This is a genomic window from Pantoea sp. nfd-35 (genome assembly GCF_056892255.1).
Map to the genome: position 1 here is coordinate 3,708,587 of NZ_CP122403.1, position 15,331 is coordinate 3,723,917.

The 15,331-nt window shown below is 54.4% G+C and carries 12 protein-coding genes; 3 read left to right on the forward strand and 9 right to left on the reverse strand.

The window, feature by feature from the left end; genetic code table 11:
• The first annotated feature begins 246 nt into the window (after positions 1 to 246).
• Positions 247 to 510: a 30S ribosomal protein S20 gene (rpsT, locus tag P9J57_RS17255; protein WP_006117633.1), complete on the forward strand. Its 264-nt coding sequence runs from the start codon at positions 247 to 249 to the stop codon at positions 508 to 510.
• Between the two features lie 498 nt (positions 511 to 1,008).
• On the opposite strand, the gene nhaA is transcribed toward rpsT, so the two are convergent.
• The 3 genes from nhaA to dnaK form a co-directional block, all read right to left on the reverse strand.
• Positions 1,009 to 2,187, reverse strand: a complete 1,179-nt coding sequence (gene nhaA / locus P9J57_RS17260; RefSeq protein WP_105077117.1) for a Na+/H+ antiporter NhaA — start codon at positions 2,185 to 2,187, stop codon at positions 1,009 to 1,011.
• Positions 2,188 to 2,442: 255 nt separating this feature from the next.
• Positions 2,443 to 3,588 carry a molecular chaperone DnaJ gene (gene dnaJ / locus P9J57_RS17265; protein WP_013024559.1) on the reverse strand — a complete coding sequence of 382 codons (1,146 nt, stop codon included), beginning with the start codon at positions 3,586 to 3,588 and terminating at the stop codon, positions 2,443 to 2,445.
• A 102-nt stretch (positions 3,589 to 3,690) separates the two neighbouring features.
• Entirely contained in the window at positions 3,691 to 5,601 is a 1,911-nt protein-coding gene (gene dnaK / locus P9J57_RS17270; protein WP_013024558.1) for a molecular chaperone DnaK, read from the reverse strand.
• 296 nt (positions 5,602 to 5,897) lie between these two features.
• Here dnaK and P9J57_RS17275 point away from each other — a divergent pair, with 296 nt between their 5' ends.
• Entirely contained in the window at positions 5,898 to 6,458 is a 561-nt protein-coding gene (locus P9J57_RS17275; RefSeq protein ID WP_014592880.1) for an acetate uptake transporter, read from the forward strand.
• Positions 6,459 to 6,503: 45 nt separating this feature from the next.
• Here P9J57_RS17275 and P9J57_RS17280 read toward each other — a convergent pair whose 3' ends face one another.
• From P9J57_RS17280 to tal, 3 genes are all read right to left on the reverse strand, one after another.
• Positions 6,504 to 7,811, reverse strand: a complete 1,308-nt coding sequence (locus P9J57_RS17280) for an MFS transporter (protein WP_013024556.1) — start codon at positions 7,809 to 7,811, stop codon at positions 6,504 to 6,506.
• Between the two features lie 104 nt (positions 7,812 to 7,915).
• Positions 7,916 to 8,503, reverse strand: a complete 588-nt coding sequence (gene mog, locus P9J57_RS17285; RefSeq protein ID WP_013024555.1) for a molybdopterin adenylyltransferase — start codon at positions 8,501 to 8,503, stop codon at positions 7,916 to 7,918.
• 117 nt (positions 8,504 to 8,620) lie between these two features.
• Complete coding sequence (gene tal / locus P9J57_RS17290; RefSeq protein WP_013024554.1) at positions 8,621 to 9,574, reverse strand: transaldolase; 954 nt, start codon at positions 9,572 to 9,574, stop codon at positions 8,621 to 8,623.
• A 207-nt stretch (positions 9,575 to 9,781) separates the two neighbouring features.
• Here tal and yaaA point away from each other — a divergent pair, with 207 nt between their 5' ends.
• Positions 9,782 to 10,555 carry a peroxide stress protein YaaA gene (gene yaaA / locus P9J57_RS17295; RefSeq protein ID WP_014592877.1) on the forward strand — a complete coding sequence of 258 codons (774 nt, stop codon included), beginning with the start codon at positions 9,782 to 9,784 and terminating at the stop codon, positions 10,553 to 10,555.
• A gap of 71 nt (positions 10,556 to 10,626) precedes the next feature.
• Here yaaA and thrC read toward each other — a convergent pair whose 3' ends face one another.
• Genes thrC through thrA form a run of 3 tightly spaced genes read right to left on the reverse strand, consistent with a single transcriptional unit; the run spans position 10,627 to position 15,308 of the window.
• Positions 10,627 to 11,910, reverse strand: coding sequence for a threonine synthase (gene thrC, locus P9J57_RS17300; RefSeq protein WP_013024552.1), 1,284 nt, complete (start codon positions 11,908 to 11,910; stop codon positions 10,627 to 10,629).
• A 3-nt stretch (positions 11,911 to 11,913) separates the two neighbouring features.
• Positions 11,914 to 12,843, reverse strand: coding sequence for a homoserine kinase (thrB, locus tag P9J57_RS17305; RefSeq protein ID WP_024472265.1), 930 nt, complete (start codon positions 12,841 to 12,843; stop codon positions 11,914 to 11,916).
• Between the two features lie 2 nt (positions 12,844 to 12,845).
• A complete protein-coding gene (gene thrA, locus P9J57_RS17310; RefSeq protein ID WP_013024550.1) occupies positions 12,846 to 15,308 on the reverse strand; it encodes a bifunctional aspartate kinase/homoserine dehydrogenase I in 2,463 nt (820 codons plus the stop codon).
• Between the last annotated feature and the right edge of the window lie 23 nt (positions 15,309 to 15,331).

Below are 15,331 nucleotides of genomic sequence, written 5' to 3' on the forward strand. Positions count from 1 at the left end.
CTTTCATGCGTTACAGGCCGTATTTACTGCCTTGCAAAGCCGCTGAGAGAATTTTGTTGCGAAATACTGTATTCAGGGAGCGGAAGCTGGTAGAATCTTGCGCCATCAAATACGTAACCGAGTGTCATACAGGTTATCACTTGTAAACGACGCTTATTTGCACAAATCCATTGACAACAGAAGGTCCAAAAGGCATAGTCCTCGGCCTTTGATTTGTCTCTATCGAACATATTTGGGAGTTGGACCTTGGCTAATATCAAATCAGCTAAGAAACGTGCCGTAACATCTGAGAAACGTCGCAAGCATAACGCAAGCCGTCGCTCTATGATGCGTACCTTCGTTAAGAAAGTATACGCGGCGATCGCTTCAGGCGACAAAGCTGCTGCGCAGAACGCATTTAATGAAATGCAACCAATTGTGGACCGTCAGGCTGCTAAAGGTCTGATCCACAAAAACAAAGCTGCACGTTATAAAGCAAACCTGACTGCACAGATCAACAAACTGGCTTAATCGCCATTTGTTCATCGCTTTGTTGAAAGAACCGGCGCTAAGCCGGTTTTTTTATGCCTGCTGTTTAGCGCCGCCAGGCGACTGTCTCTTCCTGACTTTATCTTCCTGACTTTATCTTCCAGCCCTGCCCTGCCAGACAACCCACCGCCTCTGCACTGCTCTCAACCTGCCGAACAATGCTGCCCCAGGTTCAGGCTCGTAGCGCTCCGGACAGCCTCTCTCACGAGCCCTCCGTCGGGTTATCAGGTCCAGGGTGAACAGAGAAGGTCAATCACGGCGTCCTTGCGAGTTCAGACCGGCCGCAGAGAAACGCGATAACAGCCAGTCAACGCGCAATGTCATCGTGGGTCACAGGCCATATTGAGATGTTGAGATGTTGAGATGTTGAGATGTTGAGATGTTGAGATGTTGAGATGTTGAGATGTTGAGATGTTGAGATGTTGAGACAGGAAACAGCATTGCTGCAACACCGGATGAACGTGTTGCAGCAATGGATTTTTATCGCAGCTTGATTCGCAATAAGGTGTAACCCAGAACGGCGGAAAGCAACGAACCGCTGAGGATACCCAGCTTAGAGAACGTCACTAACTGCTCGTGGGCAGCGTCAAAGGCCAGCGAACTGATAAATATCGACATGGTAAAGCCAATACCGCACAGCACGCCAATCGCCATGATATCGCGAATAGTCGTGCCGCTCGGCAAGGCTGCCAGCCTCAGCTTCACCGCCAGCCAGCAAAACAGCGTAATCCCGAGCGGCTTACCGATTAACAGGCCCAGGATGATGCCCAGCGGCTCTGGCGACAGCACATCGCCAAAGGTGATGCCCGTCAGCGAAATGCCAGCGTTAGCAAAGGCAAACAGCGGCAGAATCAGCCAGTTCACCCATGGCATTAATCCGTGTGCCAGATGTTCCGCAGGCGAATGGCCGTCTTTCTCTTCCAGCGGGACAAAGAAGCCCACGATCACGCCCGCCAGCGTAGCATGGACGCCTGATTTCAGCACGGCCGTCCACAGCACTATGCCGACCAGCATATAGATGGCGATATTCCGCACGTTACAGCGGTTCAGCACCGCCAGCACCACGATAGCGCCTGCCGCCACGCTCAGAGACATCACAGACAGATCGCTGGTGTAAAACAGCGCGATGATCACGATGGCACCCAGGTCATCAATAATCGCCAGCGCCATCAGGAATACCTTCAGGGCGGTCGGCACACGGCTGCCAAGCAGGGCAAGGACTCCGAGCGCAAACGCGATATCCGTCGCGGTGGGGATCGCCCAGCCATTTCGGGCAATCTCATCACCGTGGTTAAACAGCAAAAACACCAGTGCTGGTGCCGCCATTCCGCCTAACGCGGCAATCACCGGAAAGATGGCCCGATCGCGGCTGGCGAGTTCGCCTGAGATCAGCTCGCGCTTCACTTCCAGACCAATCAGCAGGAAGAACAGTGCCATCAGGGCGTCGTTGATCCATAACAGCAGATTTTTACTGATATCCAGTTCGCCGAAGCGAATCTGTACCGGCGTATCCAGCAAAGCCTGGTAGCTCTGGGCGGTGGAAGCGCCATTGGCGAGGATCATAGCGACGACCGCAGCCAGAATGAGCACCATGCCGTTGCTGGCATCGCTCTCAATAAAACTTTTCAGTAAATGCTTAATTCGACGAGGTTTTGACAAAATGCACTCCTCCTGAGCGTAATACAGAATGCTGAGCAGTGTAACGATTCAACGAACCTGATAAAAAGCTTATTTAGTCGCTTTTACATTACGTTAGACTTTTGGCTACAACAGCCCGATAACCCGACGGGAGAACCGGATAGCCGTGAAAGGTGCAGGGCTGGTCTGTGCGAGAAACCGTTTCAGCAGTGCAGGACGCAAAAAAAGCGGAGAGTTTCCTCTCCGCTTTCATCGGGTCTGACGTCAGTAACGCGATTAACGCGTCAGGTCGTCGAAGAATTTCTTCACGCCGTCGAAGAAGCTTTTGGAGCGCGGACTGTTATGCTCGCCGCTGGGCCCACCAAAGCTCTCTTCAAGCTCACGCAGCAACGCTTTCTGCTTGTCATTAAGGCTGACAGGGGTTTCCACCACCACACGACACAGCAGATCGCCTACCGCACCGCCGCGCACCGATTTCACACCGCGCCCGCGCATGCGGAACAGCTTGCCGGTCTGGGTTTCCGCTGGCACTTTCAGCTTCACGCGACCGTCCAGCGTCGGCACTTCAATCTCGCCACCCAGGGCGGCCATCGCGAAGTTAATCGGTACTTCGCAGTAGAGGTTGTTCTCTTCACGCTCGAAGATCGGGTGTTTTTTCACCGACACCTGCACGTACAGATCGCCCGCAGGTGCGCCCTGCTCACCGGCTTCACCTTCGCCGCTCAGACGAATACGGTCGCCCGTATCCACACCGGCAGGAATTTTTACCGACAGGGTTTTCGATTTCTCTACGCGACCGTGCCCGTGACAGGCATTGCACGGATCTTTAATCACCGAGCCGCGACCGTGACAGGTCGGACAAGCCTGCTGTACGGTGAAGAAGCCCTGACGCATCTGTACCTGGCCTGCACCATGACAGGTTGAACAGGTTTGCGGTTTGGTGCCCGCTTTGGCACCGCTGCCGTGGCAAACGTCACACTCTTCCAGCGTCGGTATACGGATCTCTTTGGTCACGCCGCGAACCGCTTCTTCCAGCGTCAGCTCCATGTTGTAGCGCAAATCTGCACCACGGGCTGCGCGCTGACGGCGGCCACCACCAAAGATGTCACCGAAAACGTCGCCAAAGATATCGCTGAAATCTGCACCGCCGCCGCCAAAGCCGCCGCCGCCGTATCCGCCACCGCCCATACCACCTTGTTCAAAGGCAGCATGGCCGTACTGATCGTAGGCCGCACGCTTCTGAGGGTCGGTCAGAATCTCGTAGGCTTCTTTCGCTTCTTTAAATTTGGTTTCAGATTCTTTATCACCGGGATTGCGGTCCGGATGATGTTTCATCGCCAGGCGTTTGTAAGCCTTTTTGATTTCACGCTCGTCTGCAGATTTGGCGACGCCTAAAATCTCGTAGTAATCACTCTTCGCCATTTATTTAGCCCTTAACATGATCGCACGGGCGTGGAGAAAACTCCTACGCCCGTGCTGGTTTCAACGGCTGTCAGGGCAACCGTCGCGCCCGGTCAGGGGCAATTATTTCTTATTGTCTTTCACTTCTTCGAATTCAGCATCAACCACGTCGTCATCTTTCTTCGCTGACGCATCGTGGGCATCCGCTGCACCTGCCTGAGACTGCTGTGCCGCTTCCATCAGCTTGCTGGATACTTCCATCAGCGCCTGCATTTTGGCATCGATCTCTGCTTTATCTTCGCCTTTCAGCGCAGTTTCCAGCGCGCTCAGTGCAGCTTCGATAGGCGCTTTATCATCAGCTGACAGCTTGTCGCCCGCTTCATCCAGCTGCTTACGTGTGCTGTGCGCGATCTGGTCGCCCTGGTTACGGGTCTGCACCAGCTCTTCGAACTTACGGTCAGATTCTGCGTTCGCTTCAGCATCACGAACCATCTTCGCAATCTCGTCCTCGTTCAGGCCGGAAGACGCCTTAATGGTGATCTTCTGCTCTTTACCGCTGTTTTTGTCCTTCGCCGACACGTGCAGGATACCGTCCGCATCGATGTCAAAGGTCACTTCAATCTGCGGCATACCGCGTGGCGCAGCCTGAATGCCGTCCAGGTTAAACTGGCCCAAAGACTTGTTGTCGTTGGCACGCTTGCGTTCACCCTGCAGCACGTGAATCGTTACGGCAGACTGGTTGTCTTCTGCCGTCGAGAACACCTGGCTGTGCTTGGTTGGGATGGTGGTGTTCTTGCTGATCAGCGATGTCATCACGCCACCCATGGTTTCGATACCCAGCGACAGCGGGGTCACGTCCAGCAGCAGAACGTCTTTAACATCACCACCTAACACACCGCCCTGTACCGCAGCACCTACGGCAACCGCTTCGTCCGGGTTCACATCTTTACGTGGCTCTTTACCAAAGAACTCGGTCACTTTCGCCTGAACCAGTGGCATACGTGTCTGACCACCGACCAGGATGACATCGTTGATGTCAGAAACTGACAGTCCGGCGTCCTGCAGTGCCACTTTCAGCGGCTCGATAGAGCGAGCAACCAGATCTTCAACCAGTGATTCCAGTTTAGAACGAGTCACTTTAATGTTCAGGTGCTTAGGACCGGTTGCGTCCGCCGTGATGTACGGCAGGTTAACGTCGGTCTGCTGCGCAGAAGACAGCTCGATCTTCGCTTTCTCTGCCGCTTCTTTCAGGCGCTGCATCGCCAGCGGATCGTTGTGCAGATCGATGCCCTGATCTTTCTTAAATTCCGCGACCAGATAGTTGATCAGACGGCTGTCGAAGTCCTCACCACCCAGGTGGGTATCACCGTTGGTTGCCAGCACTTCAAAGGTTTTCTCGCCATCAACTTCATCGATTTCGATGATAGAGATATCGAATGTACCGCCACCCAGGTCATAAACCGCTATCGTGCGGTTGCCCTGGCCTTTATCCAGACCGTAAGCCAGTGCCGCGGCGGTAGGTTCGTTAATGATACGTTTGACTTCCAGACCTGCGATACGGCCGGCATCTTTGGTCGCCTGACGCTGCGCATCGTTGAAGTAGGCTGGAACAGTGATAACCGCTTCAGTCACTGGCTCACCCAGGAAATCTTCAGCCGTTTTCTTCATCTTTTTCAGGACTTCCGCAGAAATCTGCGGCGGTGCCATTTTCTGGCCTTTCACTTCCAGCCATGCGTCGCCGTTATCGGCACCCACAATTTTGTATGGCATGATTTTGATATCACGCTGCACTTCTTCGTCCTGGAAGCGACGGCCGATCAGGCGCTTAATCGCAAACAGGGTATTCTGCGGGTTGGTGACGGCCTGACGTTTAGCCGGTTGTCCGACCAGAGTTTCCCCATCCTGGGTGTAAGCGATGATCGAAGGCGTGGTGCGATCGCCTTCCGCGTTTTCGAGTACGCGCGCTTTGGTGCCGTCCATGACCGCAACACAAGAGTTGGTTGTACCCAGGTCAATACCAATAATCTTACCCATCTAAACATCTCCCACTTAAATTCGTTGCCAGTTTGGGTTGTGAACCTTTTATGTGGGCAGGTTGTTTACATTCAACCCAACCTCACATGCTTTTTTTACAACGTTCACAACGCTCGATGACAAGTAAATGGGGTCGCTTAGAAGCGCATCAAGGGTTAAATGAAAAAAAATTTTCAGTCCCTGTCAGACCAGGATCAAAGACGGCTATGAATACGCTGACTATTATGCGGCTCGCCGCGCTTATTCTGCATTGAGGCGGGCAGCGCCTTTTACGCTAACAACACCGCTGAGGAACGATGACAACGACAACACTGGCCAATCCTGCCCCCCTGGGGTTGATGGGATTCGGCATGACAACGATTTTACTGAATTTGCACAATACGGGCCTGTTTGCCATGGATGTGACCATTCTGGCGATGGGCATGTTTTATGGTGGGATTGCGCAGGTGCTGGCCGGACTGCTGGCGTTTAAAAAGAATAATACGTTTGGACTGACGGCCTTTACCTCTTACGGCATGTTCTGGCTAAGCTTTGTGGCTATTCAGTTACTGCCTGAAATGGGGCTGGCGAAACCGGCCAATGAGACCTTTTTAGGCGCCTGGCTAGGACTGTGGGGCCTGTTTACCCTGTTTATGTTCTTTGGCACGCTGCGGAGCGCAACGATGCTGCAGTTTGTTTTCGGCTCGCTGGCGTTATTGTTCCTGTTACTGGCGACGGGTCACCTGGCGCATCTTCCCGCGCTGATCCCCTGCGCAGGCTGGGTCGGGTTGGTGTGCGGTGCCAGCGCCTGTTACCTGGCCATAGGTGAAGTGCTAAACGAAACCTTCGGACGGATCGTTCTGCCCATCGGCGCGTAAGCAAATGGTCGAGGCAGCACGCGGAGCCCGGCTCCGCGTGCGTGTTTATGCCTGTTTTATCCCGTCACACAGATTCGGCTCATGGCTGATATCCTGTCTGAGCCAGAGACCGGTCAGCAACCCGACCAGCGCAAGCGTCATGACATACCAGCCGGGTGCCATGGTGGAAACGTTCATCAGCAGCGTCACGCAAATCGGCGTCAGGCCACCAAATACCGCATAAGAAAGATTATAAGAGAACGACAAGCCGGTGAAACGCACCTCAGCAGGGAACGCACGTACCATCACAAAGGGCACAATCCCCACGACGCCCACGCTAAAACCCACCAGCCCATAGAGCTGAAACAGGTAATCAGGATACTGAGGCGCGAGGGAATAGAACATCCCGCTACACAATGCCAGCAGCACGCTACCGAGGCTTAACGTCCGACTGGCACCAAAGCGGTCCACCAACAGCCCGGCAACGATGCACCCGATACATAACATGATAATCGCGATGCTGTTGGCCTTTAAGGTGAGCGCCGGGGCCATACCATGCTGTTTCTGCAGCCAGACCGGCGCCATTAAAATCACCACCACGATGCAGGCAGACAGCATCCAGGTCAGCAGAATCGAAATCACGACCGATTTTTGGTGTTTAAGGATTACGGTTTTCAGCGGCAGCTCCTGCGCCAGCGTTTTACGCTGCTGCATTTCAATGAAAACCGGCGTTTCATGTAGCCAGCGGCGAAGATACATCGCCCCCAGGCCAAACAATCCGCCCAGGAAAAAAGGAATACGCCAGCCGCCATCATGAATGGCCTGCTGGGTCATGGTGGTATTAATTAAGGTTGCCACGACCGACCCTAACAGGATGCCGATAGTGAGTCCGGCGGTCAGCGTGCCGCAGGCGATACCAATACGTTTGTAGGGCACGTGCTCCGCCACAAAAACCCATGCGCCCGGGACTTCCCCACCAATCGCCGCGCCCTGTAGCATGCGCATCAGCAGCATTAACAGGGGGGCCGCCAGGCCAATCGCGTCCCAGCCAGGCAGTGCGCCCATAGCCAACGTGGGCAGCGCCATCAACAAAATACTCAGGCTGAACATTTTTTTGCGTCCCACTTTATCGCCAAAGTGGGCCATGATGATTCCGCCCAGCGGACGCGCCAGATAGCCCGCTGCAAAAATGGCGAACGTCTGGAGCTGGCGGAGCCATTCAGGAATATCGCTGGGGAAGAAAATCTCGCCGATCACGGCAGCGAAAAAGACGAAAATAATGAAGTCGTAAAATTCCAGCGCGCCACCCAGCGCCGCGAGTGCCAGCGTTTTGTAATCCTGGGGTTTCAGGCGCGGTGTCTCAAGTGTGGTCATAAGCGTCCAGAGAAAGTGAAAACAGTTGTAAAGATTCGCTTACTATACCGTCAATTTATCACCACACCAGCTAGCCTGTAGCTTATTCCTGAAAAGCAAAATATTTAGTTATTTATCTCACGTATCGCGCTTTTGGGGCGAAAAGCTGCTACCACATCCGCGTGCGTCTCCACGTAAGGGCCTTCCAGAAGCTGTAAACAATAAGGTACAGCCGCAAAGATGCCCGGAACGTTTATCTTGCCCTGGTCGTCTTTCAGGCCTTCAAGGGTTTCCCTGATGGACTTCGGCTGGCCGGGCAGATTGAGAATGAGCGACTGTTTACGGATTACCCCTACCTGACGCGACAGAATGGCAGTAGGCACAAACTGCAGGCTGATTTGCCGCATCTGCTCACCAAAGCCCGGCATCTCGCGATCGGCAACGGCCAGCGTGGCATCGGGCGTAACATCACGACGGGCCGGGCCTGTCCCACCGGTGGTCAATACCAGGTGGCAAAAACGCTCATCGACCAGCTCGCAAATCGTCTGTTCTATCATGGGCTGCTCATCGGGCACCAGGCGCGTTTCCACTTCAAAAGGCGTGCTGATCGCGCTGTTCAGCCAGGCTTCCAGGGCAGGGATCCCCTGATCCTGATAAATCCCGTTCGCGGCGCGATCGGAAACCGAGATCAATCCGATACGTAATGTGTTCATGATGATATTCGCTGTGATTTACCGCAGTGCGGTGCATGGGGAAGGAGGTACTAAGAAGAATAACAAACGGTGGCGGAAAGGGAAAACCGTGGCGACAGCGCCGCCACGGTAAAACGATTACAGCATTTCTGCCAGCATCTTCTCAAGCTTGCCCTGGTCGATGGCAAAATTACGAATGCCTTCGGCCAGCTTGGTCACAGCCATAGGATCCTGATTGTGCTGCCACAGGAACTCGGATTCTGTCATCTTAGCCGGACGCGCTTTAACTTCACCCTTGTAGCTCAGCTTACGCTCCAGTGTGCCTTCACTCTCCGCCAGCTCTTTCAGCAGCGCAGGCGAAATGGTCAGACGGTCACAACCGGCCAGTTCGATGATCTCACCGACGTTACGGAAGCTGGCGCCCATCACAACGGTTTCGTAACCGTGCTGCTTGTAGTAATCGTAGATTTCAGACACGGACACCACGCCAGGATCTTCGTGTGGCGCGTACTCTTTCTTATCCGTGTTGGCTTTGTACCAGTCGAGGATACGGCCAACAAACGGCGAAATCAGGTAAACACCCGCTTCAGCACAGGCACGCGCCTGAGCGAAGGAGAACAGCAGGGTCAGGTTACAGTTGATACCTTCTTTTTCCAGCTGCTCTGCTGCACGAATGCCCTGCCAGGTGGAGGCCAGTTTGATCAGGATACGATCGTTGCTGATACCGGCATCGTTGTACAATTTAATCAGGCTGCGAGCTTTGGCAATGCTGGCTTCGGTGTCATAAGAAAGGCGAGCATCTACTTCGGTGGAGATACGGCCTGGCACCAGCTTAAGAATTTCCAGACCGATGTTAACGGCCAGCTTGTCGGATACCAGCTGCAGCTGTTGTTCTTTATCGCTGCTCTGCTGACGCGCCCAGGCGATCGCTTCATCAATCAGTTTGCGGTATTCAGGGATTTGAGCAGCATTGAGAATCAGAGAAGGGTTGGTCGTTGCGTCCTGAGGCTGATACAGCTTCATCGCTGCGATATCACCAGTGTCGGCCACTACGGTGGTCAGTTGACGCAGGGAGGTCAGTTTGTCCGTCATGTTTTTTCTCTTAGTTAACTGTCAGGGTGATAAAAGGCTGTTGGGATAATATCACGCGGTAACGGTGGTGCAAGGTCAGGGAATGCCGTTTACGATAGCGCGAACAAATAGGAGTGATTTGCCGATCCTTGCGGCTTTTTTGCTACACTCGCAGGCAACAATTACAGGCTAACCCCTTAAAAAAAGGGACTCATTGAGGAAGCGACGATGTTGATGGTGATTTCTCCTGCCAAGACGCTGGATTATGAAAGCCCCCTGACAACGCAGCGTTTTACCCAGCCCGCGCTGTTAGAAAAGTCACAACAGCTGATTGAAATTGCGCGTAAGCTCTCGCCGGCACAGGTCGCTTCACTGATGAGCATTAGCGACAAGCTGGCACACTTAAACGCTGACCGCTTTAACAGCTGGCAGCCGGATTTCAATCTGAAGAATGCCCGTCAGGCTATTCTGGCGTTTAAAGGTGATGTCTATACCGGTTTACAGGCTGAGACGTTTAGCGAGCAAGATTTCGACTTTGCCCAGCAGCATCTGCGTATGCTGTCCGGACTTTACGGCCTGCTGCGGCCGCTGGATTTAATGCAGCCCTATCGGCTGGAGATGGGCATCAAACTGGCTAACCCGGCCGGTCAGGATCTCTACAGCTTCTGGGGCGATCTGTTAACGGAAAAACTGAACGACGCGTTGGCCAGTCAGGGCGATGACGTGCTGATTAATCTGGCTTCCGATGAGTACTTCAAAGCCATCAAACCCAAGAAACTGCAGGCGCGCCTGATTAAACCGGTCTTTCTGGATGAGAAAAATGGCAAATTCAAAGTGATCAGTTTCTATGCGAAAAAAGCGCGGGGACTGATGAGCCGTTACATCATTCAGAATCGCCTGACGAAGCCAGAGCAGCTTACGCGGTTCGACGTGGATGGCTATGCTTTTGCGGCTGAGGAAAGCCGTGAGAATGAGATGGTGTTTAAACGCGCCGAACAGTAACAACAGCCCGACGCATTAGCCCTGCAAAAGCGATGAGGTGGTCAGCCCACCTCATCCTGACTGACAGAGCATTACTTGAGCAGAAACGCCCGTAGTTGGGCAAAATCTGCGCCCATCTGATGCGACAGCAGGGGCAGATCCGCGCGCTCAGCCAGCTCGGCAGGCAATGCCAGTTTCTGATCCAGAATGCTTTCCACGCTCTCCAGGAACTTAGCCGGATGGGCCGTTCCGAGGAATAAACCAAACTCCCCTTCCTGCAACTGGTCACGCAACAGACGCCAGGCAATTGCCGCATGCGGCTCAGAGACGTAACCCAGCTTCGCCAGCTCGCGCATCGCTTCACGCGTAACATCGTCCGTTACCGCACCGTAAGCCAGATCGCTCAGACGCCAGGTTTTGCGGCGGAACAGCTCTTCCACACGCGGCCAGTTGTTTGGCTGGCTAACGTCCATAGCATTCGACAGCGTCGCCACGGTGGCGTTAGGCTGCCATTCACCCTTGCCCAGGAAACGTGGCACCGTATCGTTGGCGTTGGTCGCGGCGATAAAGCGTTTAATCGGCAGGCCGAGTGATTTCGCCAGCAGGCCGGCCGTTAAATCACCAAAGTTTCCGCTTGGCACGGAGACCACCAGCTGATTACGCTTCTCCTGCGGCAGTTGGGCAACCGCTTCAAAGTAGTAGCAAATCTGCGCCAGCAGGCGGCTGATGTTAATCGAGTTAGCGGAGTTCAGGCCGATCGCCTTTTTCAGCGCCTGATCGTCAAACGCCTGCTTAACCAGCGACTGGCAGGCGTCAAAATCGCCGTCAATCGCAATGGTTTCGATGTTGCCGCCCAGCGTGCAGAACAACTTCTCCTGTAACGGGCTGATTTTCCCCTGCGGATAGAGGATGACAACACGCACATTCTCCATACCGTAAAAGGCGTGAGCCACGGCAGCACCGGTATCGCCGGACGTCGCCGTCAGAATGGTAATTTGCTCATCGGACCCGCTGACGTATGACAGCATCTGCGCCATGAAGCGGCCGCCAAAATCTTTGAACGCCAGCGTCGGGCCGTGGAACAACTCCAGGCAGGCAATGTCGTCGCTGACGGCCTTAACCGGCGCCGGGAAGGTGAACGCGGTTTTCAGGCGTTCAGTCAGGTGCGCTGCCGGGATTTCATCCCCGATATAGGCTGAAAGGATTTTACTGCTGCGGGTAACAAAATCCATTTCCAGCATGGCATCAATGTCGGTCAGTTCAAATTCCGGCAGTTCGAGCGGAAAAAACAGCCCTTGCTGTGAACCCAGACCTTGTTTCACCGCCTGGGCGAAGCTGACCTGCTCGTTATGATCCTTAAGGTTGTAGAGTTTCATGCGTTATCCCAGTTTACGTGCGCCAGCCGTATCAAGACGGCAGATATGGACGAAGCCTTCATCGTTCTGCAGATAGTGCTGGCTCAGCCAGTCGGCCATCTGCTGCGCCGTTTCCATCTGGTTGCAAACGGCAAATAGCGTGGGGCCGGAGCCCGATATTCCACAGGCCAGCGCGCCAATATCCTGCGCGGCCTGGCGAGCCTCGGCAAAGCCCGGTAGCAGCTGAGTACGATAAGGCTCAGCAATGACATCCTGCATAAGTTTAGCCGCCAGCGCGGGTTGGCGCGTATGACAGGCGTGAACAAAGCCTGCCAGCAGACGACCGTGTTTGATGCAGTCCTGCTTTGCATACTGCGCAGGTAAAATCGCCCGCGCTTCCGCCGTCGAGACTTTAATACCCGGATAGGCCATGACCCACAGCCAGTCGTCAAATCCGGGTACGGCCTGACTGATAATGCCGTTTTCTTCCAGCATCAGCTGAATACCGCCAAGGAAGCAGGGCGCGACATTATCGTAATGTACGCTACCGGAGATGCGCCCTTCCAGTTCTCCCATCAGGGTCAGGAGCTGAGTTTCATCAAGCGGGTTACCACAAAATTCATTCATCGCCATCAGGCCAGCCACCACGGAGCAGGCGCTGGAGCCGAGGCCGGAGCCGATCGGCATATTTTTTTCCAGCGTCATCGCTACAGGTACGGTTTTGCCAATCGCTTCACAGAAACGCTGCCAGCACTGATAGACGATGTTCTCTTTGGGATCGCTGGGCAGCTTACTGACAAAACGTCCCGCATTGCTTAGGCTAAAGCTGTCGGCCGCCTCGACCGACACGCAGTCACCCAGCAATGTACCATCCACTGGCGATACCGCCGCGCCCAGCACGTCAAAACCCACGCTGACGTTACCGATTGAGGCCGGCGCATAAATTTTTACCATCATTACACTCCCAACTTCCATGACAGTGTGCGCAGCAGATCGGCAAACACGCCCGCAGCTGTCACATCGTTTCCTGCACCGTATCCGCGCAATACTAACGGAATCGGCTGATAATAGCGGCTGTAAAAGGCCAGCGCGTTTTCGCCATTTTTGACTTTGAAAAGCGGATCGTTACCGTCAACCGCATCGATCTTCACTTTACATGCCCCGCCCTCTTCGATCACGCCAACCAGACGCAGCACTTTGCCTTCAGCACGTGCCTGTTCCACCCTGGCTGCAATCGCCGCATCGGCTTCGGGTAACTGCGCCATAAACTGGTCAACATCGGCGATGGCATTCAGATGCGCGGGCAGCAGGGGTTCGATTTCAATGTCGCTCATTTCGAGCGAATGCCCCGCTTCACGCGCCAGAATCAGCAGCTTGCGCGCGACATCCGTACCTGAGAGATCGTCGCGAGGATCGGGCTCGGTAAAGCCCATCTCGCGTGCCATCCTGGTCGCTTCTGACAGCGATACACCTTCATCCAGCTTGCCAAAAATATAGGATAGCGATCCTGATAAAATTCCAGAGAACCTGATCAACTCATCGCCTGCATTGAGCAGATTTTGCAGGTTCTCAATGACGGGTAAACCCGCGCCGACGTTAGTGTCATACAGGAACTTACGACGCGATCCCGCCGCCGCCACACGCATCTTCTGATAGTATTCCCACGACGAGGTGTTGGCCTTTTTATTCGGCGTGACCACGTGAAAACCTTCCGCCAGAAAATCTGCGTACTGGTCGGCAACCGCCTGGCTCGAGGTACAGTCCACAATCACCGGATTCAGTAAATGATACTCTTTAACCAGGCGAATTAAGCGCCCCAGGTTAAACGGCTCTTTGGCCTGCGCCATTTCGCCTTTCCAGTCGCTGAGATCGATACCGTGCACGTTGGTTAACAGCGCCCGGGAATTCGCAATGCCGCAAACGCGGAGATCGATGTGCTTTTGTTTAAGCCACGTCTGCTGGCGATGCAGCTGATCCAGCAGGGCGCCGCCGACTCCGCCGACGCCCACCACAAAAACCTCAATCACCTGGTCGGTGGCAAACAGCATCTGATGCACGACGCGCACGCCCGTGGTGACGTCATCATTATTGACCACGACCGAAATAGAGCGTTCAGACGATCCCTGAGCGATAGCGATAATGTTGATATTGGCGCGCGCCAGGGCAGAGAAGAATTTCGCTGAAATCCCGCGCAGGGTGCGCATGCCATCCCCTACAACCGAGATCACCGCCAGATTTTCGATAACGTCCAGCGCATCCAGCAATCCATCTTTCAGTTCAAGATAGAATTCGTCTTCCAGCACACGGCGCGCTCGCGCCTGCTCGCTCTGAGGAACACAGAAGCTGATGCTGTATTCAGAAGAAGACTGGGTGATTAACACCACTGAAATCCCGGTGCGTGACATGGTCGCGAACACGCGGGCGGCCATGCCCACCATGCCTTTCATCCCCGGGCCAGACACGTTAAACATCGCCATATTATTCAGGTTGGTGATGCCCTTAACCGGGAATTCATCCTGTTCACCATTGGCGCTGATCAGCGTACCTGGGGCCTGCGGATTGGCCGTGTTTTTGATCAGGCAAGGGATCTGGAACTGGGCGATAGGCGCGATAGTCCGTGGATGCAGGACTTTCGCCCCGAAATAGGAGAGCTCCATCGCCTCCTGGTATGACATGGATTTGAGCAGGCGGGCATCCGGCACCTGACGGGGATCGCAGGTATAAACCCCGTCTACGTCGGTCCAGATTTCGCAGCAATCGGCACGCAGACAAGCCGCCAACACGGCAGCAGAGTAGTCGGAACCGTTTCGGCCCAGCACCACCAGCTCGCCCCGCTCATTACCGGCGGTAAAACCGGCCATCAGGATCATATTTTCAGCCGGAATTTTACTGGCTTCGATGCGGCGGGTTGATTCTGCGATATCCACGGTAGACTCGAGATAGTGGCCGATGGCTAACAGCTTCTCGACCGGATCGATAACGCTGACGCCATAACCTCGTGCCTCAAGCAGCTTTTCCATAATCGCAATCGAGAGCTTCTCACCACGACAGATCATCGCGGCGTTGACGCTGTCAGGGCACTGTCCCAACAGGCTGATCCCGTGCAGCACCTGTTTAAGCTGAGCAAACTCGCTGTCTACGCGGCTTTTAAGCCCGTCATAGTCGAAACCGGGTTGCGCCTCGGCCAGCCCCTGCAGCAGCTCCGCAAAGATGCGCGTCGCGTCACTGATATTCGGCAGCGCATCCTGACCGCTAATGGTTTTTTCGATCATCGCGACCAGATGGTTGGTAATCTTAGCGGGCGCAGAAAGCACGGTGGCAACCTGTCCCTGTTGCGCATTACTTTCCAGAATATCGGCCACGCGCAGAAAACGCTCTGCATTAGCAACCGAGGTCCCACCGAATTTCAGCACTCGCATGATGTCAACTCTCCTGATTTTGA

Coding starts and splice junctions, on each gene's coding strand:
- thrC (WP_013024552.1), bottom strand. CDS start 11,910: ATGAAACTCTACAACCTTAAGGATCATAACGAGCAGGTCAGCTTCGCC.
- yaaA (WP_014592877.1), top strand. CDS start 9,782: ATGTTGATGGTGATTTCTCCTGCCAAGACGCTGGATTATGAAAGCCCC.
- tal (WP_013024554.1), bottom strand. CDS start 9,574: ATGACGGACAAACTGACCTCCCTGCGTCAACTGACCACCGTAGTGGCC.
- thrB (WP_024472265.1), bottom strand. CDS start 12,843: ATGGTAAAAATTTATGCGCCGGCCTCAATCGGTAACGTCAGCGTGGGT.
- thrA (WP_013024550.1), bottom strand. CDS start 15,308: ATGCGAGTGCTGAAATTCGGTGGGACCTCGGTTGCTAATGCAGAGCGT.
- P9J57_RS17275 (WP_014592880.1), top strand. CDS start 5,898: ATGACAACGACAACACTGGCCAATCCTGCCCCCCTGGGGTTGATGGGA.
- dnaJ (WP_013024559.1), bottom strand. CDS start 3,588: ATGGCGAAGAGTGATTACTACGAGATTTTAGGCGTCGCCAAATCTGCA.
- mog (WP_013024555.1), bottom strand. CDS start 8,503: ATGAACACATTACGTATCGGATTGATCTCGGTTTCCGATCGCGCCGCG.
- P9J57_RS17280 (WP_013024556.1), bottom strand. CDS start 7,811: ATGACCACACTTGAGACACCGCGCCTGAAACCCCAGGATTACAAAACG.
- dnaK (WP_013024558.1), bottom strand. CDS start 5,601: ATGGGTAAGATTATTGGTATTGACCTGGGTACAACCAACTCTTGTGTT.